Consider the following 21589-nt stretch of genomic DNA (forward strand, 5'->3'; position numbering starts at 1 on the left):
CGAAGAAATGAAGAAAGCAAATACAACAAAAAACACGGCTTCCGAACACAAGACTAACAGCCGTTTTACACCTCCCGGTGCTGGCGCCGCTTCCAACTTGAGAGCACTTTTTATCGCTAGCCTGAAAGATATCTATTGGGCCGAGAATGCACTGGTGAAAGCACTGCCAAAGATGGCGGCTAATGCTACCGATGCGCTATTGCGATCCAGCATCCACGACCACCTTGCGGTAACCGAAAACCAGATTGCGCGTCTTAAAAAGGTATTTGAGATGCTTGGGGAAAAAGCCGAAGGTAAAAAATGCGACGCCATGGCGGGACTGATTGAAGAGGGGAACGGCCTTCTTGAAGAAACCGAGCCGGGGCCTGTGAGAGATGCCGGTATCATCGCCGCATCGCAGAAAATTGAGCACTATGAGATCGCTACCTACGGCACGCTATTTTCGTTTGCCAAAGTCTTAGGGGAAAACGACGCGGCGCAACTGCTGCAACAGACCCTTGCCGAAGAGATAGAGGCAGACAAGATACTGACCGACGTGGCAGTTTCCTCGATCAATGCCGCAGCCGATAAAGCCTAGACGAGGGCTTTTAGATAACAGAAAGAAAGTGCATCAGGTGCAGCGTGCCAGACACTTTCAGCCACAAAGCAAAGGGGCGTCCACTTCGGACGCCTCTTTTTTTCTGTATTTCAAGAATTGCTATTGTAATGCTGTCTTATTTTTATTTGAAGTCTGGTGCAACGGGAGCGTAATTGCAGTGCTTCTATTTGGATGCGGTGCTATTCTTTTGGGAGCCTGTTTTTTATCATTTGGATCTGGCCCATGTGGTTGGACTGGTGCTCCATGACGTGGAACCACGCGAAGTAGTTGTTCATGTCGCCGTCCTTGATCAGGGTGTCGAACCACTTGTCGTCTTTGGTTTTCAATAAGCGCAGGGTTTCCTTGCGGACGCCGTCCCAAAGGTCGAGGTAGTAGGTGATGGGACGACCCACCAGTGCCGTGCGCGCGGGATCACCCAGCTCCAGCGCCACGTCCCACTTGGCTTTTTCCGCCTCGCTAAGTTCGCGGTTCTCCAAGGTGTACACCTGATAGTATTTTTCTGTGGCGGCAAGGTGATAGATCATCGCGCCGATGCGGTTCGCGTCGGGTACCAAAAGATAATCGGTTTGTGCCGGCGTCAGCTTCTGCACGTTTTTAGTAATTCGTGTTTTTAGGTTCTCCAACATAAATACCGTGGTGCCGATGTTCTGCGAATAGCCTTTTTCGGGTCTCAGTTCGTACTGCGCCTGCATCGAAAGGCTCATGCAACAAACCAGTAGCACTGATGAAAGGGTAGTTTTTAAATTCATGGTACTATTTTTAAGATTGACACGTAAATTTAAGTATTTAAGTGTTTGAAAATTAAATAAGTAGGTGTTTTTTGCTATGCTTTATATTTTAGCAAAAAAACTCCCGACCAATCGTTAGGGAGTGAAGCTATTTTTTGATTTGTGTTCTATTGCTGGCGCACCTCATTTTAATTAGTTGCCTTGATGTATTGCGTATGGCATTGCACGCATTGCCATTGCGGACTTAAATTAGAAATGATGCATCCACCAAGCACCAGCTTGCCCTCTTCCGCCATTTGCATCACCCATTCTGTGGGATCGCCATACGAAATTTCTACAACGGTTGTATTGTTGCAGATTTGGCATTTTCTGGGTTTGCGTGGGACTTGGATTGGGTTCATTTTGTAATCGTAGCTATTGATACTTGCGTATTTTCAAAATGCTTAAGAATGTGTTCCATGTTTAAAATTTTTACACAATATTCACGAATACTTTATCTGTTAATTTGCCCTTACAATAAGTAGGTAAACTTTAGGTTAAAGAAACACCAACTTGAGAAATGAAATCGTCCCATATTATCTCCGCTACGTGGTGTGCATTATATTGATCATTAAATTGACCGCTATAATCAAACATATCTTTATTTTTAATCCAAAACTGGTTATAATCGTCATTTCCAATTTTGAAAACCTTACCCATCTGTATTGAGTTTGTGCTAATCTGATCTGAAAAAGAGTAACTTAAGTCGCCAAAATGTCTTTGCCCGTCACTTCCAATTTGAACTGTAACAAAACTACTTTGATTGTTGGATCTATTTGAAATCAAACAAGTAAAAAAACCTTTGCCGTCATTAGTAAAACGGGCCTGTAAATTTTCTACAGAATTTAATTCTGAAATGGAAGCCTGAAAATATTTTTTAATTGTTTCATAACTATCCTCCTTAAAATTAAAAATATCTACCTCACTAAATAATTTTTTTACCTTGTAATTTCTTGTCAATTTTTCTTCTGATTGAGGCTGTTGCGCTATTTCAGACGATAACGATACATTATTGTGAGTTAAGCGTCTCAGTTCATCAACTACATTTAAAAAAGCAACATTCTGATTTGTATATTCACTCACAGGCTTTCCATCTTTTGGGATAGCCTTTAATTTTCCAAAAGGTGTTTTTTGCCACTCACACGGTTCAACAATTATTGGCACAATTATCAGTTTTCCTTCTTCTTGCATTTGTAAAGCCGTTTCAAACTCTTTTTCATAACAGTAATTAGAGGCTAAATAATCAGGACTAACTAATGCAAGGAATAATTCTGAGGATGTTAATGCTTCTGAAATATTTTGATCCAAGTTAGCTCCAGCATCAATCTTTTGATCTGTCCATTCGGAAATTAAGCTATCTCTTCGAGCTTGTGCTAAATGAACTTGCAATCTTTCTAAATACTGTGAATCCCTATGACTGTATGATATAAACGCCTTCATAATTTATTGGTTAATTTTTTTCTTCACTATTTTCTAACTCACTCACAATCTCTCTGAAACTTGCCAATCCAGCCTCAATATTATCAATAATCTCCAGTGCCAAAACATCAGGGTCTGGTAGATTATCCAAATCTGTCAAGCTTTTGTCTTTTACCCAAAAGATATCCAAACTGGTTTTATCTCTGCCAATGATTTCATCATAACTGTATTTTCTCCAGCGACCGTCTGGGTTTTCTTCGCTCCAGGTTTCCCTTCTCTTGTTGATGTTCGATGAATTGTAGCATTCTACAAAATCTGATAAGTCAGATTCTGCTAAAGGCTTTTTCTTTAGGGTGTGATGAACGTTGGTTCTGTAATCATAAAACCAAACATCTTTTGTCCAGGCCTCTTTATTGGCAGGTTTGTTATTAAAGAACAAAACATTCGCTTTTACACCATTGGCGTAGAAAATACCTGTCGGCAAACGTAGAATCGTATGCAATTCTGTTGTTTTTAATAATTGCTTTCTGATTTCCTCTCCCGCTCCGCCTTCAAACAAAACATTGTCAGGTAGAACAACTGCCGCTTCGCCATCAATCTTCATCAAAGATTTAATGTGCTGCAAAAAGTTCAACTGTTTATTGCTGGTTGTTTCCCAAAAATCCTGACGGTTGTAGCTAATATCTTCTTTCTCAATATCTCCATCTTCGTTGGTAACGGTCATTCCGCTTTTTTTACCGAATGGCGGATTCGCTAAAATATAATCGTAAGTCTGGCTTTCAGCTGCAATCAATGCGTCGTTTGATTTTACCAATGGTTCTGCATCTATTTCTCCGATGCCGTGTAGGTATAAATTCATTAGGCACATTCTGCGTGTGCTGGCTACAATTTCATTGCCGTGAAAAGTACTGTTCTTTAAGAACATCTTTTCGTCTTTATCCAATTTATTGTTTTCTGTTAACCAGTCGTAAGCTGCCAAAAAGAAACCGCCCGAACCACAAGCTGGGTCTATTACGGTTTTCATTGGTTTAGGCTGTACACAGGCTACCATTGTTCTGATTAATGCTCTTGGTGTAAAATATTGTCCTGCTCCCGATTTGGTATCTTCCGCATTTTTTTCCAACAAACCTTCGTAGATGGTTCCTTTCACATCGGCACCCATCAAACTCCAGTCTTCTTTGCCAATCATGGTGATGATGCGTTGCAGGTTGGATGGGTCTTGTATCTTGTTTTGGCTCTTCACATAAATTTGCCCCAACATCCCTTTTTCTGTACCTAACGAACGCAATGCCTGAATGTAAAAAGACTCCAGTTCTGCACCGTTTTTTGAAACTAAGTTCTCCCAAGAGCAAACTTCTGCACCTTCCACTTCTTTGCCTTCTACATCTTTCAGTCTTGGTAATTTCAGGTTTCTGTTGTAAGGTGGTTTATTTAATTCATCCACCATTTTAAGAAATAGCAGATAGGTGATTTGTTCCAAATAATCTCCATAACCAACTCCATCGTGGCGCATTACGTTCGCCAGATTCCATATTTTTGATACTATTGCTGCTTCTGTCATATACTTAAATTGCAAACAAAGTTTTTATTTTCCCTTCCATCCAATTGGATCTGTCTTGGATTTTCTCAATTGTCCATTCCGTATTATCTTCAAGAATAGCTTTAGTGATTTCAAATGATGTTTTACCATCTATACCTTTTCCGTTATAAACTTCTCTTTTGCCAGAAAAATTTCTATTGCTCGCTTGGATATTTTTAACTCCTGAAAGTAATGTCAAATTTCCTAGTGAATTAAGGTACTTTGAAGAATCTTCGATTGTGAAACTATCTTTCCAGTTTAAATCTTCTCTATTCCATTCTTTGGGTAAAATATGTTCAGTGTGTAAATCGCGAGTAATGGGAATATATTCTCTGTCATCCTGCTGAAAATATTCAACGGCAAGTAAAAGAGGTTTATGCCAGTTCATCCAATATATATTCTCATTTTTCAAGAAATCTGTATAGAATTGATATTTATCAAGATTCTCTTTAACCACAGATTTAATATTCTCAAGTGGCTCATTATTTTTTACTTTTCTTATAATATTAAAAGATGTCTGCTTTATTCTGTTTAAAGTTCCACCAGCTATCCAGCTTTGATAATAGTATTTTCTCAACAAGAGTTTTAGCCCATCAAAATCATTATAATTTGTATGGATAGCTGAAGCTAAAATTGTTTTCCAATAAATGCTGTGATTCACATATCTCAATAAAGAAATGTCTTTGTCTTTTGTATTGGAATTTATTTCCAGTACTACCTTCGCATATTTTTCAACATCTAAAATAATTTGTTGAGCATTTTTTCCTTTAAATTGTTCTTTTAATTCATCTTGCAAAGATTTTCTTGGGTTTTCCGCTTTTAGGAAATACAGGTAAAGGTTAAAAATACTTTGAACCGACTCCCCAGAAAGCGATGCTGTATTTTCAATTCTCTTCCACACCTCAATAAAACTTTCACGCTTTGTCTCATCCAAATGCTGAAGAAGATATGCTTTAATTATATCTGCAGGCGTTAAGTCTAGACCTCTGTCATTCAAGACTGAAAAAAGCTTAATTGCAAAGCCTTCATCAAAACAGACAATTCTAATAAGCGTCACATTATTAAAGAAGTATTCTACAAAGGCATTTATATCATTAATAAAATATTCTGAATCTGTTTTTAAAGACTGATGAATAACATCTTTAAAAAATAATGCATTTTGCAGAAATCTATTATTTTCAAGTTCTTTCTTTGATGCACTAAGATTTACTCCATTTAAAACTGTTTCTTCAAAATTAGCTTGATTGTTTAAATGTGTTGTTAATACTAATCTTTCTTTATCTTCAATAGCGTCTTTTATACAAGCGTCGATTAACGCTTTGTATTTTGGCGCAATATCCAGCCCCATATCTCTTAACGTGCAAAACAATATAGTCAAGGTAGTTAAACGTTGTTGACCATCTACAACTTCAAAACCTTTTGCATTTTTAACCACCACGATAGAACCCAAAAAGTAATTGCTATCTAAAGTCGAATCTTCTTGATTATTTTTAAAAGCTTCTACTATATCAAACCATAATTGTTCAACTCTTTCTTTATCCCAAGAATAAGGACGTTGGTAAATAGGCATATGGTAGAATGCATCACTATCACGAAATATTTGATTAATAGTCTTATTATCAGGTTTAAATATATCTTTAACTTCACTCATTGTTTAGTTGTTATTATTAGTTTTTTACTTCTTCTTTTTCGGGAAAGGAACTACCGCCCCATATCCTGTTGGTACTATTTCATTTTTGCGCATCCATTCAATCGCTTTGAAAAAGCGTTCTCTTGCAATCTTTAACTTTCGTTCAGACCAGTTTTCTCTTGATTCATAAACAATTTCTTCATCTGATGGATTTGCATTTCCATTAAGAATCAAATTATTCCAGCCTGCGTACGTGGTGGCGATAATTTCTGAGACTTCTAAGTCAAACTTTAGAAACAAAGCAATTAAATCATCTAAATGTTTATTCTTATCATCTGAAAGTGTGGCTTGGAATTTATCAATAACTTTATCAGAATTATTGGCAGATGAATAAGAATAGCCAACATCTTTCTTTTGTATGGCAAAATAGTTCGCCATTTTTGCACGGTGTTCTATTTTCTTCAAGTGCGGATAATCATCCGGACCTGCGGCATCTTTTACAGGCTGTCTGCCCAATGGAATCTGCAAATGGTATTCAACTAAATGCGCAATTTTTTCACATTTGATGTGACTTAAGTTATCAATTGATGCAGGATTTTCTTCGTGAATTTTAATCACTTTAGCTATTAAACCTGCGTGAATATCTGACGATATTTTTACAACCGGAGTTTCTGTTTCAGCCACAACTAAAGGTTCAGCCACTTTCTTTTTACTTGGCTTAGCTGCTGCTTTGTTCTGCTCCGCTTTTATACGCTCCAATAACACACTTGCAGGTTCATAATCCTTTTCCAACTTACACTCTGCCAATTCCTGTGCGGTTAACAAATTACCTTCAAATGCTTTTTTAAGAATGCTTTGGCGCAAGGCTTCGGCTTTTAATAAACTTTCTTTGATGTTTTGTTCTATGGAATCACAAACGGATAAGCGGGATTCGATTTGTTTGACGATTTGTTGTTGTTCTTCATAGGGCGGAACAGATAATTCAAATTGTTTTATGTCATTTTGAAACAAATGGGGCGTCGCACTTCCCGTAATTCTATCCATTACTATCGTTTGAAGTTTCGGTCCACTAAATAGATAGAAAATAAAATCTTGGTTTAGAATTTCAAGACCTCGTATTACTAATATTGAAGAATTTACGGTTGCTTTACTTTTTAAATCCTTTATTACACCTAATTTACCAATTCCTGCACCGTCTTTGCATAGGAGAACGTCACCTTCAAGTAATTGAATTTCCGGACTTTCCTTATATCTGTCTTCTGTAATATGATAAGCTTCATTGTAATTGACATATTTCCCATAATTCAAAGAATGAACACTTAAAAACATTGGACCAAAATCTGTATATTCATCTTTTTTCAAGCCCCGCCATCCAATTCTAGCTGCTATGTAAATCAAATTATCCAACTTTGCCTTTGACCAACTCGGAATATTTTCATCTATTTTAAATTCAAACTGATGAGAAATTTTTTTATAATAAATTGACTTTTTTTGAATATCAATTGCTCTTTTCGCAGAAATGCTTTTCAAGAAATCAAACGAAGTTTGTACGTCATTATTTTTTAACCTCCATTCCTTTGTCAAATCCCCCTCAAAAGCCTTTTTCAAAACCGCTTGTCTGTAAATTTTTAATTGCTGTTGTGCTTTTTTTAAATCGGCAACACCGGCATCTAAACTGCTAAATAAACTTTCTAATTTTTTAACAATGGCTCGTTGTTCGGGAAATGGTGATAAAGGGAATCTAACTTTAGAAAAGTTTGTTTTATTAACAAGAGAAACAGTAACCGCTGTACTTAATTCTTCTAACTGATTTCTAAAGTTACTTGATTGTGCCTTGTAATAAATATATTTAGGATAGACGAACTTATTAGGCTTTAAAGCATTTATTTGCTGATTAAATGCAACTTCAAATTTAGAGTTCATTGCTACCCTACCCAAGTTGCCAATACAGGTAATTAATACAGAATATTTAGGTAAAATCCTTGCAACTTTAGCTCCCTCTTCTGTTATAAATTCTGATGCATCTTCTACCTCTTTATTATTAATTTCTGGTGGTTTTATAAAGGGGATATTCCCGCCATATAGTAATGGATTTGCTTTTGATGGAGTATTTCCAGTTACTACGTCAAAAACATCTCCAATTTCACATTCTATCCAATCTTCTCTCATTATGCAGCTAATGCTTCATTTAATTCATTAATAATACTATCCATTTCGTTACCAAATAATTGGTACATCTTTCCTTTTCCGCCTTTGCTGTCAAACGGGTTATAATCTAAATCGTCCAGCTCAATATGGTACGAACTTACAATGTGGTCCTTTATCATTCGCAACCATTCCATTTGCTCGGTGCTAAAGCGGTTGTGCTGTCCGGCATTTTGTGCAAATATCCAACGCTTAAAATTCTCATCAATGGTTTTGTCAAAAGGTTTCAGTTCTTCATCTATGCCACACACTTTTCTAATCAAAGAGACCAATGCCGTGAGTTCATCTTTTGGGCAATCGCTTTTCACTTCTTCTACACCCGCATAAGCATTCCAAACGTGAGCCGGAGCCAACAGCGGTTTTTCAAGTTTCAGTTTATCCATTACTTCTTTTATCATTTTAAAAGTAATGTTGCGGCGGTTGTAAGGTTGGTCGTAGAAAATACTCAGTGCCTGTATCTCGTCTTTATTGGCTTTCAGGTATTCGCTGAAATCGTTAATCAAGGCTTTGGCTTTGTCCACAGATTCAGTGTCCCATTCTGCTTTGGTCACTTCATCCAGATTAATATGGTCGATAATCTGGTCGTGCTGTTTGCGCACATTATCAATATGGTCGTTAAGTTTACCATTAAAGGTAAGTGATGCTGTTTTTAGCAAAGCTTCCTGTGCTTCGGCTCTTGCTTCTGCTTCTTTTGCAGGTGTACGTTCATTAATTGGTATTTGTGCGATGATGGCGTTTGCTTTATCGGCAATTACATCCGCATCAAAAGCTTCAATCAGTTCGCGGGTCATCTGCTTTAAGCTTTTGCCTTTTGCCAGTTCCTGTATTTTCTCTTTTTCGGCATCGGTCAGTTGTTTTTCCAAACGGATGAGCCGGTTTGCCAAAGAAAGATACACATCTTCTTCCTGCACACCCATGGTAACGGCCTGCAACAAATCTTTTAAGGGAATGGTTGGCGCACGTTCCAGCGGACGGCTGTCGGTCTTTTTAGATTTGGTGGCACCCACTGCATCTACAATCACAAAGTGTGTTTTAGCATCGGCAGTTTTGGTCACGAGTTTTAATTTATCTGCAGAAATGGTACGGGTACCACGTCCTTTCATCTGTTCAAAATAATTGATGCTTCTCACATCCCGCATAAACAGCAACACCTCCAAAGGTTTCACATCGGTTCCGGTCGCAATCATATCTACCGTAACGGCAATACGCGGATAGTAGTCGTTTCTAAAACGGTTCAGCACCGATTTTGGGTCTTCTTCTATTTTATAGGTTACCTTTTTACAGAAATCATTGCCTTCATCAAATACTTCTCTGATGATGTTGATAATGTCATCGGCGTGGCTGTCTGTTTTGGCAAAGACCAACGTTTTAGGCACTTCATACTCACCATTTTCATCAAAACGATTGGGAAAAATGTCTTTTCTTAACGCGTCTTTGTAAGCCGTAATAATCGTTCTGATTTGGCTGATGTTGACTACTTTTTTATCTAAATCATTGCGCAGATAAGCGGTGTCTTCATCTTCCTGTTGCCAGCGTTTGGCTCTTGAAAGTTTATCTCTTCTGTCTACAAACCAGCCTTTTTCTATCAAAGCACCTTTGGTGGAAATATCGGTTTCGATTAAATATACATCGTAAGGAACGTTCACGCCATCAATCACAGATTCTTCGTAAGTATATTGGCTCACTACATTTTCATTAAAGAAACCAAAAGTTCTTTTATCAGGCGTAGCGGTTAAGCCTACCAAAAAAGCATCGTAATAATCCAACACCTGTTTCCAAAGGTTGTAAATGGAACGGTGGCATTCATCAATAATAATAAAATCAAATTGCTCAATAGGAACTTTTGAATTGTAAGCAACGGGTGTGGCATCTTTTTTTGCTAACTGTTTTTCTATCCAGGAAGAATTTTCATTAGGATTAAGCACATCTGCATCTTCATCCATTTCTTCGCCCTGCAAAATAGAATACATCCGCTGAATGGTAGAAATGCAAATGTGACTTTCTGGAGCAATATAACTAGAAGAAAGCCTTTGTACATTATATAGTTCCGTAAGCTTGCGATTATCATCCTGGGGCTGATAGGCTCTAAACTCCTGTTCGGCTTGTTCGCCCAAGTTTTTGGTATCGACTAAAAACAGAATGCGTTTTGCTTTTGCAAACCTTAATAAGCGATAGATAAAAGTAGCCGCAGTAAATGTTTTACCCGCACCTGTCGCCATTTGAATTAATGCTTTTGGTCGGTTACCTTTAAAAGATTTTTCTAAATTATTGATGGCAATAATCTGTGCCGGACGCAAATTCGTTTCATCCAATACAGGATAATCTGAAAATCTACCTCTTAAACTCTTTTCTCTTTTAGACCATTCCAACAAAGTCTCCGGCTTATGGAAACTGAAAACATTTCTCCCTCTCGGTTTGGGGTCAGTATAATCGGTAAATCGGGTAACAACGCCCGTGCTTTCGTAGATGTATTTTAATCCTTCTGTATTTTTAAAAAACTTAAGCGAAGCATTGGCATATTCCGCAGATTGTTCCTCCACCATAGTTAACCGATGCCCTTCATCTTCCTTTTTGGCTTCAATTAAACCCAAAGGTTTTTGATTGACAAAAAGCACATAATCTGCGGGACCAACACTGGTTTGGTACTCACGAATAGCAACACCCAATCCTACGCTGAAATCAGTATTTTTTTTAGATTGTACGTGCCACCCTGCCAAACGTAACATAGCGTCAATTTGGTCACGGGCTTTTTGTTCAGGATTCTGGTTAGGCGCTGTCAAATTCAAATAATTTTATTAGAAATAGGAAACAAATCACGTTGTTGCAAACATACAATTTTTGTACGAATCCGTTTTCAAACGTAATATTTATTTTAAATGGCTAATTACGGTTTTCCACATTTCAATAAATATTTTTAAAAGAAATCAAAAATAAAGTCTCAAAAAATAACCTGAAAAACTTAAAACCAACAGCAAACGAAAATTTTAATCAGAAAATTAACAACATTTAAAAATATTTATTATTTTTACGATGTGATTGATGCGAATCAGGCACTATTACAACGTTCATTATCTACCACACCGTTCCCCATTTTTTGTCAGTTTTTTAATTATTAATTTTAATACTATGCAAGAATGATGAAGTACACCGAAAAAGAGCTCTTAAAAGTTATGATTAGAGCGCGTAAGATTGAGACCATTTACTTGGACAACTCGCACCTGAAAAAGTTGTTTAACGTGTGTGACCGCACCTTGTTCCGCTGGAGGAAGTCCGGCAAATTGCCATTTGAACAGAAAGAGAAGAACGGCAAGATTTTTTATCGACTGCATGAAATTTTGAACAGCATGCAATCGCCCTCTAAAAACTAGCAAATTATACTACAACCGTCTGTCGCACAGGCGGTTTTTTTTATGGCCTTTTTTAAAATAATGCGAGGTGGCAACACGTTCCTTGCGCTATTTTGAACGCCGCAACAAACCGCTTTTTACATAGTGCCGGTTGCAGGTTTGTTCGAGGTTTGTTCGAGAAAAGGGCCTTTTTCTCGAACAAACCCCAAACGATCCTCGAACAAACCTCGAACAGTCGGACACTTTTCTCGAAGAAAAAAGGCTTCGGAAAGCCATTTTATTACAAAGCCTGCCACCACTGCACAAATTCGGACATTTGCAGACACCTTTGGACATGGCGCTTGCCGATTCAAAAACTGCTTTTATATTCGCCTTACCAATGACCGCAAACGGCATCGGAAAACAAATAATAACTTTAAATCTTACAGTTATGGGTACGTATGAACAAGGAATTTTAGGCGCATTTTCAGGGTTGGTTGGACCGGTAGTGGGTGCCAACTTCAGAGGCAAAAACGTGATGCGCGGGCGTCCGAAAAAGACCAAAAAGCTGGCTACGGAAAACCAGTTGGCACAGCGCGGCAAATTTACGGCGGTAACGGCTTTCTTGACACCGGCCAACAGCATTCTGTCGAGTTATTTTGCGAACCAAACCGGAGCCAAGTCACGTTACAACCTGGCCACCTCGTATCACCTGCAGGAAGCGGTGGAATGGGATGGGGTGGAAGCCACAATCTTATTTGACAAGGCGCTGTTTTCAAAAGGGTCGCTGTTGGCACCGCAGAACTTGGCGGCCACGGCGGTTGCGGGTAGCCAACTGCAACTGGACTGGGTCAACAACTCGTATGGCAACGCCATGGCCACAGACCAGCTGCAGGTGGTGGTGTATGAACCAATCGGCGGTTTTTATGAGTTTTTCTTGAATGTCGCCACGCGCGCTGATGTTACGGCAAGCATCACGCTGCCACCTTACATGGCGGGCGCACAGGTGCAGTGCTGGGGATTTATGGTAAGTGCCAATTCAAAATTGAAGAGCACGAGCCAGTATTTGGGGGCGATTACGGTGGTTTAAAAGATACCGCTGAGATGTTCAAAAACCTTATGGAGTGTTCTGTAAGGTTTTTTTTTTATTTTTTTAGTAGCTTATGGAAAACCGTAATTTTTATAAGGTAATTTTTAGTAGTATTGTGGGGTTATATATCTAGTGATACAAATACAATTATAGGGTGGGCGGCTATGTATGATTTTATTGGATATATAAATAAGTTGGTGGCAATTTTACCGAACCAACCGCAGACACAGACATACATAAATATTAAAAAGTTTTTAGAACATAAATGAGGAGCAAACTTTACATTATTCAAACCATTCTATTTTTAGTTTCTATTGGTTGTCAATCAAGTAAAAACACACAAAACTTAGAAACTGAAAAAGACTATATTTTTTTTATTCATAATAAATTTTTAGAAGAAAATCCAGACGGAACTCTTGCTAAAGAATATAATGTAAAAGTAGAATACAATCAAATCTTAAAGTCATTTAGCAAAGACGAATTTGTGGTTTTTAGCGAAAAAAGAAAACCAAATACTAACGGAATAGAATATGCAAAAAAAGTTGTACTCCAAATTGACAGTTTAATTCAGAAAGGTATAAAACCTAATAAGATTACAGTTATCGGAACTTCCAAAGGCGGTTATATTGCTCAATTTGTTTCCACTTTTTCGAAAAATTCGAACTTAAACTTTGTATTTATTGGTAGTTTTCAAGACACGGATATTGAAGAAATACCGACAATTAATTTCTGTGGAAATATTTTAACTATTTATGAAGAATCTGATGTTTTTGGAGTTACAGCAATTAAAAGAAAAGAAACATCAAAATTAAAAATCAATCAATTCAAAGAAATTGAATTAAACACAGGATTAAAACACGGCTTTTTATATATCGCATCGGACGAATGGATAAAACCTTGCAAAATGTGGGCTAAACGAAACTATGAAATGACAGAATAAAAAAACTGCCACCAACAAGGGTTTTGCGTCAGGCGGGCTGAAGTGCAAAATTCAACGACAGTTTTTCAATTAAACATTAGTAATAAAACCAGCTTTTGTGCTTCGATTTCCCGCCCGAACGCAAAGCCCCAAACCGTTAGTGGCAATTATCCCGCAGAATCAAGAAAATATCTCAATATTAACCAAAATAGTACCTAAATTAAATGAGTGCAGATGTAACACGGATTGAATTAGCAAAAGCATTAAAAGCGATAAAAGCTGTTGCAACAGAAGAACAGTTCGAAAAAACAAAAGAAATTTATATTCAAGAAGGTGGTGAAGAAAGTGTTATGAGTGCAGTAAACGGACTTTCAGAAGAAGATGAATTTGCTATGCTTACAAAATTAATGGGAACCGCAACTCACATCATCGGACAAGAACAACGACCAATTATTGAGGGTAAATACATTGTGCCAGATTTTTTTCTTAATCTTAAAATGGGTAATTCTGTTAATGGTAAATCCGTAAAAGATTTTTCAGAATTTAAATGTTTGATGGAAGTTAAATCTACTGAAAAAGACACTTTTAAAATTGGAGGAAGTCGATTACAGAGATTGAGAAATATTTCAGATTTGATGGGATTTCCTCTTTTATTTGCAATACGCTTTTTAAGAGCAAAACAAAATGCGTTATGGGCAATTGTAGAAGACGATTTAAGTTCTACCTCATTAAACATAACATATCAACATATAATTGATGGAGTTAGAAACGTAATATGGAATGAATATATTTTATCACCAAATCCAAATTTGATAGTAATATGCGAATTTTCAAAATCATCAACAATTAATTCTGTTACTCATCCTGTTTATGGAACGCAAATTAGCGCAACATTTACAGATGGGAAAAACACTGTAAAACAAAATGATTACGAAGCTGTTATGACTTGTGGTTTACTCGAAACTTACAATCTAGAAGAATTTAAAGTTGAGGAAATCGATAATGACAAAACAATTCAATATTTAAAACCTACCTATTTTACAGCTTTTCTTGCTGATATTATTTATAAAATGAATAACCTAATCGTTGATGAGTTTGGGAACGTAGTTTATGACGCATCCAAACTTATAGTACGCTCTGATACAGATGCACATAGCTTATTAATAAACAGACAAATAATTGAAGTAATAGCATCACCATTGTTTGATAAGCAATTGATTTTTATTGGTAGTATTGGAGAAGAAAAAAAACAACTTGAAAAATGGAAACAATTTGGTGGAAAATAACTGCCACTAACACACGCTACAAGCGATTTGGGCAATTGGTTTAACGGGAAAATTGGTTTGTATTTGGAAGTTTTGGCTTATCCGAAAATTAACGCTAATTTAGACCCAAACCGCGTGTAGCGCGAGAACGTTGTGCGTCACCTTTGACCGACAGAACTAAACCGAAACGAACTGACAAATATTAAGAAATGAAAAATATCCAAACGCATCTTGACAATTCTTCTGACAAAAAATATTACGAACATATTATCTCAAAACTTACGGACGAACAAAAAGAGGAATTTGAAAGTTTGGTAATTAGGCTTGACAATTCGGGAGCAAAAAATCCTTTGCAATGGGCATCAAGTGAAGTAAGAGAAAAAATTCCACAATTTGGACGTTTTTTGGTACTAAAATCTCTATTTGACATTGCAAAATCGACAAAAGATAATATTTCTATGGCAGATGATTTTGACGAAGATTTTAACGAAAAATATACCGAAATCGAAAACATTCTTGGACAAGAAAAATTATCAGACTTTCTTAAATCTTACTCAAAAGGTATTATTTACAGTGTAATTGGACTTTTAGACGAGGGAAATATTAACTCTGACCGAGATAAAATAAGTTGGACACTTATGAAAACTGACGAAAATTTTGAAACAACAGGACAAATTATTTCAGGACTGCACGAAGATTTTTTAGAATTTGAAGATGAAATAAAATAAGGCGAACGCACAACAAGGGTTTTGCGTCAGGCGGGCTGAAGTGCAAAATTCAACGGCAGTTTTTCAATTGAACTTTAGTAATAATATCAGCTTTTGTGCTTCGATTTCCCGCCCGAACGCAAAGCCCCGAAACGTTACCTGCCATTATTCCAAACCGACCGTGAAAAACGAAATAGACATAAAAAGAGCTGACATAAAAAAGTATTTTGACGAGACTGCAAAAATTGTAGGGACGGACGAATTTGGATTATCCGAATTTGGAATATATTATTTCGAAACGCAACAGTATCTACAAACCGACCCAAACAGAAACTGGAGAGTAACAAAAGTTCAAATCGGAAATATTGAAAAAGACGTGCCTTTTTTTGAGTATTTAACCGACAACGAAGACACTTGCTCATTATGGGTTTACAAGGACAAAAAAGACTACTTATTACTTCCTGAATTTCAAGGCGGACAGTCTATATTTGACGTTGAAGCGCGAAAGTTGCATAGTTTTTATTCGGAGGACGCCCCATTTATTTGGACAAGTATTTTTCTTTCGCCTGATAAAACCAAACTTGCGGTAACGGGTTGCTATTGGGCTTGTCCTTCTGAAATCGTAATTTATGATTGTACCAATTTGACAGAATTGCCTTATCCTTGCATTTATCGAAAACTATTGGACAATAATTTTGAAATAAAGGAATGGGAAGACGATGAAACAGTAGTTCTAATGACAACAAATAAAAAAGAAGAACAACGTGTGAAAATATAACGGCAGGTAACAAGGGTTTGGCAATAGCGGGCGGAACGTCAAAAGTTCACGTTTTGTGCTTCGGTAGAAATTTGTATTTTAGTTGAAAGTTTCGGCTTCGATTTGCCCGCCATCGCCAAGCCCCGAAACGTTAGCAGAAATCTCATGGAAAAATCGAAAATTAAGCAAAAGACAAGAATGAATACAAAAATCAAATTATTATTGACCTTTTTAGTGATATCTAATATCGCATTTGCCCAAAACATAGTCAAAATGACTAATAACTATGGAAGTGAAAATTCCGAAATACAAGATATTATTGACTTTGAAAATATTTATATTGAAAAATTGAATTTTGAAAGCAAAGAATTAAATGGAAAATTTATCACGATAAGTATAGACGAATACAAAAATGGAAAATTAAAACAAACATCGATATTATTTGATGGTTCTGAAAGTGATTATTTTAAAATTAGTTCCGATAAAGAATCCATAAAATTCTTTTTTAAAATGAACGATGGAAAACTAAAAACATATATAAGAGGACAAAAATTCGGAAGTAAAAAATCATTTTTCAAATTATTTAAAGAATCTGAAAAATATGCTTTGAAAGATTTTTTTGGAAGTAAAACAGAATTGAACTTAGATATTAGCAAGAAAAATGCAGTTTTTGCAATTATAACACCTACAATTCATAAGGATGGTTCGGGTTCATATTGTGAAGTTGCACAATCAAATATCGAAGCTGAAAAACTTGGAGAACATTTTAGTATTCCACATTATTTCATAATCAACATCGAATTTAAATAAAGAGACTTCTGCTAACAGGCGTTTGGCAAGATTGCGAATTTTGTAGTAAATTCACGTTCACTTTTCGCAAGAAATTTTATCTTAAACAGAAAATAATCAGTTCCGAAGTTCGCAACCTCGCCAAGCGCCGGAACGTTATAGGCAATCTTAAGAAAAATCGTGAAAATTAGAACTATTTTTCATACATTTGCAACGCAATTGTAGCTCAGCAAGGTTAGAGCACTTGAGAAATCAAGCGGTCGCAGGTTCGATTCCTGCCAGTTTATGAAATACTTTGTCTAGATTTCATAAACTGGCAAATCAACAAATTAAATAAAATATATGCCAGACTCAACTTCCTTAGATTTTTATAGAGCATATGTAGTAAATACAACTGACTTCCTTACTGCAGAAAATGAAATAAGAAGAACAATAAATAGAGCTATTAAAGAGAATAAAGCAAATACTGTTAATATTCAAACAAAACTTTATGCTTTATTATATTCAACTTATTCTGAATCAAGCTTTATGAAAATGGTATTAACTCCTTATGGTTTTGAACAAAAACATTTAGATGAAATTCTCATACAAGGAAGTATTCAAGAGAAATGGCATAAAGCAATAGAAATGGCTTTCTTAAAGTTTAGTACATATTCAAAAGGCTCTGAAATACCTAATAAAAGTCAGGACCTAAAAAGAATTATATTAAAATACATTATTGACCCAAGTGTTATTAGGAACAAAATTGCACACGGACAAATTACTGTCGCTTTAAACAGTAAAAACACTGCCTTAAATACTGATTTGACACAAAAAATAGAAGTTTTAGATGTTGTCTATGTTTATAGACTGTTTGAAATAAATAAAAAACTAGTTTCAATAATTGAAGACCTAATTGAATCTCCTGATAAAGCACATTACAATTATTATTACAGTAAATTTCAAGAATTAGAATCCTTCATTTCAAAATCACAAAATTGGAATTTATCGTCAAAAAAGAATACGATAAGTATGTCTAAAAAAGTTATACGATAAGAAAGACTGCCTATAACAGCCGTTTGGCGAGATTGGGGTTTTAGGCTGAGTTTAAAGATGGTTTTGTATTTTGAAAATTTATGTTTAACCGAAAAATCTCGCATCTTTAATCCCCAACCTCGCAAAGCCCCGAAACGTTAACGGCAATACTACACAAACTGCTAAAAAATGAAATGGATTAACAGATTGATAATAAGTATTCTTACAATAGTTATTTTATTATTGGCTTTCTATAATCCAAAGAAAATTAATTTGGACGGTAATTGGGAAACAAAGAAAATTGTCATAGATGGAAAGAAAATTTATCCAGATGCTTTAGCAAAGTTTATTTCAATTGCTCCAGAAATTGTAATAAATAATTGGTCAAAATCAATTTCAATTCCAGTAAATAGAGAAAATATTGAAGTGCATTTAGAATATTTAGAAGCTAAGAAGCCAAATTATAAAATAAAATTATCATCAAGTGAAAAATCACTGAATGGAATTTTTGACGTAAAAATTGATACATCTGATATTCAGCCGAAATCATATACTGTAGATGTCGAATTAAAATCTCATAAAACCTTAATAAGCTTTCAAAAACACGTAATTATTCAACCATGGAACCCTGGTAGACATAGAAGAGGAACACCATATTAAAAGTACAGCCGTTAACAGCGGTTTGGCGCAATTGCGAATTTTGTGGTAAGTTCACGTTCACGATTCACAAGAAATTTTATCTTTAACAGAAAATAATTCGTTCCGAAGTTCGCAACTGACGAGAAGCGGTGGAACGTTGGGAAAAATCGCCCTTCGGGACAATTTTTCCCAATGACCGCTCGGCTACGCCGACAGCCGGGAAACCATCGTTGCTTTCGCACGACGTTCTCCCAACAGTCGCCTTTGACGCATTTCTCTTGGGAGAAAAAACTCCCAGAGAAACGACGACAAAGCCGAGCGGTCATTAGCACTCATTTTAGAAACCCGCAATAAAAGAAAATATGACCGAAACCGAATTTGAGCAATCTTTCCAAAAAGCAACAAAATTATTATTCATAAAAACTATTGATTACAGTAAAGAACCTCCTGTAATTGCAATAATATTTTCTAATGATATTGACGGAATAGAATCATATAAGTTTTTGCAAAATGAATTTACAAAAGATGAAATAAGCATTGTATTTCGACCAACAGAAAACGAAAAAATGAACTTGTCAATAATAGATAACAAAAATTCTAAAGTGTTTAATATTTATGATTTGAATTACTCAAAATCTGAATTGAATGATTTTAGACAAAATGGAGAGTTTGGCAAATATTGTGTTTTCTGTGTTTCTCAAATTATAGACAATCAACTTATTTTATCATCTGTTGTTAAAGAAAAACCATTAATGATCTCTGGGCTTGTTTTCTCTGAGTAATTATAAAAACGTGTGCTAACAGCGGTTTTATGGGATTGCTAGGCTTGGTTTGTGTTTGGAAAATTCTCCGAATTTTCTAAGATTTTTTCTTGTACTTGTAATCTTTTGTGATAAATTTACGCAACCGCCATAAAGCCGGCGGGACGTTATAGCCAATTTTATGAACGACACACTTAACGACTTTAAAGTATCGGACAGACAAAGCTTCATTAAGTTTCTTGACTTATTACGCCACGACTTTTTGGACAATCCTGAAAGCTGGGAAAACAAATCATTACCCAACTTTTTAGAAGCGTTGAGTGCTTACACGGAAGACATTCAAGGTTATTACGATAATACAAATCAAAACATAAATGCTGACAAACCAGACTGGTCAACATTTGCAGACATTTTCAAAGGTGCTAAAATCTATGAGTAAAATATCGACAAAAATTAATTTTAAACTGTGGTTAGAGTTTGAAGAAGTTGACCCGAATAACTGGGACATTGAAAATGAATTTTGTAATATTCACGTTGACTTGGAGGACGGGCGACATTATGGAATTAACGTTTGGACTTATAAGTTTTTAAAAACTGCAATTGACAAAGACAAGAAGTCAGGACAGAATTTAAGCGGACTTTATCAAAAGCCACCAGACTTGTTTGTAAAGGAGTTAACAAGAGAGTGTATTCAGCAGACTATTGAAGATTTACTCAAAATTGATGATTTAGAAAAAGTCCTGAATTCGAGTATATATGAGAAACAACAACAGAAATAAAAACTGGCTATAACAGTGGTTTTGCAATAGTGGGGCGAAACTGCAAAGTTCAACGGCAGTTCTTCGAATGAACATTTGTGCATAATTGAAGATTTGTGCTTCGATTGCCCCACCATCGCAAAGCCTCGAAACGTTATGCACAATGCTATGAGAACGCTAATACAAATATTGACACTAACTATTCTGACATCCATAAATTTGTTTGGACAAAATAAACTTCCAAAAAATTTAACGCAGGCTGTAAAATATTTGGACAAGGATTGTTCAGAGAGTGTGAAAAATGAGATTAAAACTATTCACGAGGACAGTCTTATTTACTCGGTATATCCATTTGCCAAAAACGAACCCTACAAAAACTATAAGACAATATTCAATTGGACAAGTGACGAAAATGGCAATCCCAAAATCACTAAGTATTTAGAGAATAAAGGAGTTTTGGATTATCATTCAGAGGTACTGCTCTATACTTTCAGACAGTATTTGAAAAATGGAACAATAAACGAAAAAGAAATACTAAATAAGTTCTCATTAAAACAGAAGAATGCGGAAGAAAAAGACAAAATAAAATTTATAACAGACACTATTAATGGCATTTATATTCCTAAAGATTTAGAAGATTGCTTTGTTCAAATAAACTCATTTTGGAATGATAGTACAAAAATTCAAGTAAAAAATTGGGAAGAGAACGAATTTGCAGGTAAAGTACATTTAGGTTTCGGAATGTGGATGAGGAATAATTGGCGACTTTGGGGAGGTTCTCGACTTTCAAAGTATTTCAACGATTTAGGAATTCATCATCCAGATGATATGTCAGGAATTATTTTAGACAGTTATCACAGACATTTGAATAATAAAGAAATTAAACTTGAAGAACAAATTAAATACTATCAAGATTATTGGGAAAACTCTAAAAAAGCAGAACTGAAAAGAAAACAAGAAGAATTTTCAGAATATAATATCGGAGATACACTTGAATTCAATTACAACAAGGGTTATGTAAGTAAAGAACAAGAAGATAAAGATGATGATGACATTTGCATTGCCAAAGGAATTATAATCGCACGTAATGAGAAAGATTTTTTAGTTAAAGTGAAAATTATCGAAACCTGCGACAAAAAAGGAATTATTTATTTTGACAATGACGGACACAGAATTTATGACCCAAAAACGAGACGATGGAGCAATCCACCTAAACGAATAATAAAAAAAGTAAAGAAAAACAAAGAGCAGTGGTTTGAATATAAAGATTGGGAAACTTTATAATGACAGAAGCACTGTGCATAACAAGGGTTTTGCAATAGTGGGGCGAAACTGCAAAGTTCAACGGTATTTCTTCGATTGAACT

At 35.8% G+C, this 21589-nt stretch carries 20 protein-coding genes and 1 tRNA gene; 14 read left to right on the forward strand and 7 right to left on the reverse strand.

Annotated features, from left to right (window positions below):
• Window positions 1-7 precede the first annotated feature (7 nt).
• Window positions 8-577 (forward strand): YciE/YciF ferroxidase family protein, encoded by a 570-nt coding sequence (locus ACFPVY_RS06630; RefSeq protein ID WP_379791186.1) that lies wholly within the window; start codon window positions 8-10, stop codon window positions 575-577.
• Window positions 578-777: 200 nt separating this feature from the next.
• On the opposite strand, the gene ACFPVY_RS06635 is transcribed toward ACFPVY_RS06630, so the two are convergent.
• From ACFPVY_RS06635 to ACFPVY_RS06665, 7 genes are all read right to left on the reverse strand, one after another.
• Window positions 778-1347: a DinB family protein gene (locus ACFPVY_RS06635; RefSeq protein ID WP_379791187.1), complete on the reverse strand. Its 570-nt coding sequence runs from the start codon at window positions 1345-1347 to the stop codon at window positions 778-780.
• Between the two features lie 167 nt (window positions 1348-1514).
• Entirely contained in the window at window positions 1515-1727 is a 213-nt protein-coding gene (locus ACFPVY_RS06640) for a hypothetical protein (protein ID WP_379791188.1), read from the reverse strand.
• A 130-nt stretch (window positions 1728-1857) separates the two neighbouring features.
• Window positions 1858-2805 carry a toll/interleukin-1 receptor domain-containing protein gene (locus tag ACFPVY_RS06645; protein ID WP_379791189.1) on the reverse strand — a complete coding sequence of 316 codons (948 nt, stop codon included), beginning with the start codon at window positions 2803-2805 and terminating at the stop codon, window positions 1858-1860.
• A gap of 10 nt (window positions 2806-2815) precedes the next feature.
• Complete coding sequence (locus tag ACFPVY_RS06650) at window positions 2816-4345, reverse strand: class I SAM-dependent DNA methyltransferase (protein ID WP_379791190.1); 1530 nt, start codon at window positions 4343-4345, stop codon at window positions 2816-2818.
• 4 nt (window positions 4346-4349) lie between these two features.
• The gene (locus tag ACFPVY_RS06655; RefSeq protein WP_379791191.1) at window positions 4350-6014 is read right to left on the reverse strand and encodes a DUF262 domain-containing protein; all 1665 of its coding nucleotides are present in this window, start codon (window positions 6012-6014) and stop codon (window positions 4350-4352) included.
• 24 nt (window positions 6015-6038) lie between these two features.
• Complete coding sequence (locus ACFPVY_RS06660) at window positions 6039-8162, reverse strand: restriction endonuclease subunit S (RefSeq protein ID WP_379791192.1); 2124 nt, start codon at window positions 8160-8162, stop codon at window positions 6039-6041.
• Complete coding sequence (locus ACFPVY_RS06665) at window positions 8162-10978, reverse strand: type I restriction endonuclease subunit R (protein WP_379791193.1); 2817 nt, start codon at window positions 10976-10978, stop codon at window positions 8162-8164. The genes ACFPVY_RS06660 and ACFPVY_RS06665 overlap by 1 nt, the downstream gene beginning before the upstream one ends.
• Before the next feature lie 718 nt (window positions 10979-11696).
• Between ACFPVY_RS06665 and ACFPVY_RS06670 the strand changes: the two genes are divergently transcribed.
• The 13 genes from ACFPVY_RS06670 to ACFPVY_RS06730 all read left to right on the forward strand — a co-directional run bounded on the left by ACFPVY_RS06670 (window position 11697) and on the right by ACFPVY_RS06730 (window position 21507).
• Entirely contained in the window at window positions 11697-12614 is a 918-nt protein-coding gene (locus ACFPVY_RS06670) for a DUF6266 family protein (RefSeq protein ID WP_379791194.1), read from the forward strand.
• Between the two features lie 265 nt (window positions 12615-12879).
• Complete coding sequence (locus ACFPVY_RS06675; protein WP_379791195.1) at window positions 12880-13554, forward strand: alpha/beta hydrolase; 675 nt, start codon at window positions 12880-12882, stop codon at window positions 13552-13554.
• Window positions 13555-13757: 203 nt separating this feature from the next.
• On the forward strand, window positions 13758-14819 hold the full coding sequence (locus tag ACFPVY_RS06680) for a hypothetical protein (protein ID WP_379791196.1): 1062 nt from the start codon (window positions 13758-13760) through the stop codon (window positions 14817-14819).
• A gap of 188 nt (window positions 14820-15007) precedes the next feature.
• Complete coding sequence (locus ACFPVY_RS06685; RefSeq protein WP_379791197.1) at window positions 15008-15526, forward strand: hypothetical protein; 519 nt, start codon at window positions 15008-15010, stop codon at window positions 15524-15526.
• Between the two features lie 160 nt (window positions 15527-15686).
• Window positions 15687-16283 carry a hypothetical protein gene (locus ACFPVY_RS06690; protein ID WP_379791198.1) on the forward strand — a complete coding sequence of 199 codons (597 nt, stop codon included), beginning with the start codon at window positions 15687-15689 and terminating at the stop codon, window positions 16281-16283.
• Between the two features lie 177 nt (window positions 16284-16460).
• Window positions 16461-17072 carry a hypothetical protein gene (locus ACFPVY_RS06695; protein ID WP_379791199.1) on the forward strand — a complete coding sequence of 204 codons (612 nt, stop codon included), beginning with the start codon at window positions 16461-16463 and terminating at the stop codon, window positions 17070-17072.
• Between the two features lie 193 nt (window positions 17073-17265).
• A tRNA-OTHER gene (locus tag ACFPVY_RS06700) sits at window positions 17266-17338 on the forward strand.
• 55 nt (window positions 17339-17393) lie between these two features.
• Window positions 17394-18086 carry a hypothetical protein gene (locus ACFPVY_RS06705; RefSeq protein WP_379791200.1) on the forward strand — a complete coding sequence of 231 codons (693 nt, stop codon included), beginning with the start codon at window positions 17394-17396 and terminating at the stop codon, window positions 18084-18086.
• Between the two features lie 168 nt (window positions 18087-18254).
• Window positions 18255-18725 (forward strand): hypothetical protein, encoded by a 471-nt coding sequence (locus tag ACFPVY_RS06710; RefSeq protein ID WP_379791201.1) that lies wholly within the window; start codon window positions 18255-18257, stop codon window positions 18723-18725.
• 341 nt (window positions 18726-19066) lie between these two features.
• Window positions 19067-19486, forward strand: coding sequence for a hypothetical protein (locus ACFPVY_RS06715; RefSeq protein WP_379791202.1), 420 nt, complete (start codon window positions 19067-19069; stop codon window positions 19484-19486).
• A 160-nt stretch (window positions 19487-19646) separates the two neighbouring features.
• Window positions 19647-19904: a DUF7660 family protein gene (locus ACFPVY_RS06720; RefSeq protein ID WP_379791203.1), complete on the forward strand. Its 258-nt coding sequence runs from the start codon at window positions 19647-19649 to the stop codon at window positions 19902-19904.
• Entirely contained in the window at window positions 19897-20244 is a 348-nt protein-coding gene (locus tag ACFPVY_RS06725; RefSeq protein WP_379791204.1) for a hypothetical protein, read from the forward strand. Before ACFPVY_RS06720 ends, ACFPVY_RS06725 begins: the two co-directional genes overlap by 8 nt.
• Window positions 20245-20391: 147 nt before the next feature.
• The gene (locus ACFPVY_RS06730; RefSeq protein WP_379791205.1) at window positions 20392-21507 is read left to right on the forward strand and encodes a DUF6794 domain-containing protein; all 1116 of its coding nucleotides are present in this window, start codon (window positions 20392-20394) and stop codon (window positions 21505-21507) included.
• Window positions 21508-21589 lie beyond the last annotated feature (82 nt).

The organism is Flavobacterium qiangtangense (genome assembly GCF_042658345.1).
Lineage (GTDB): Bacteria > Bacteroidota > Bacteroidia > Flavobacteriales > Flavobacteriaceae > Flavobacterium > Flavobacterium qiangtangense.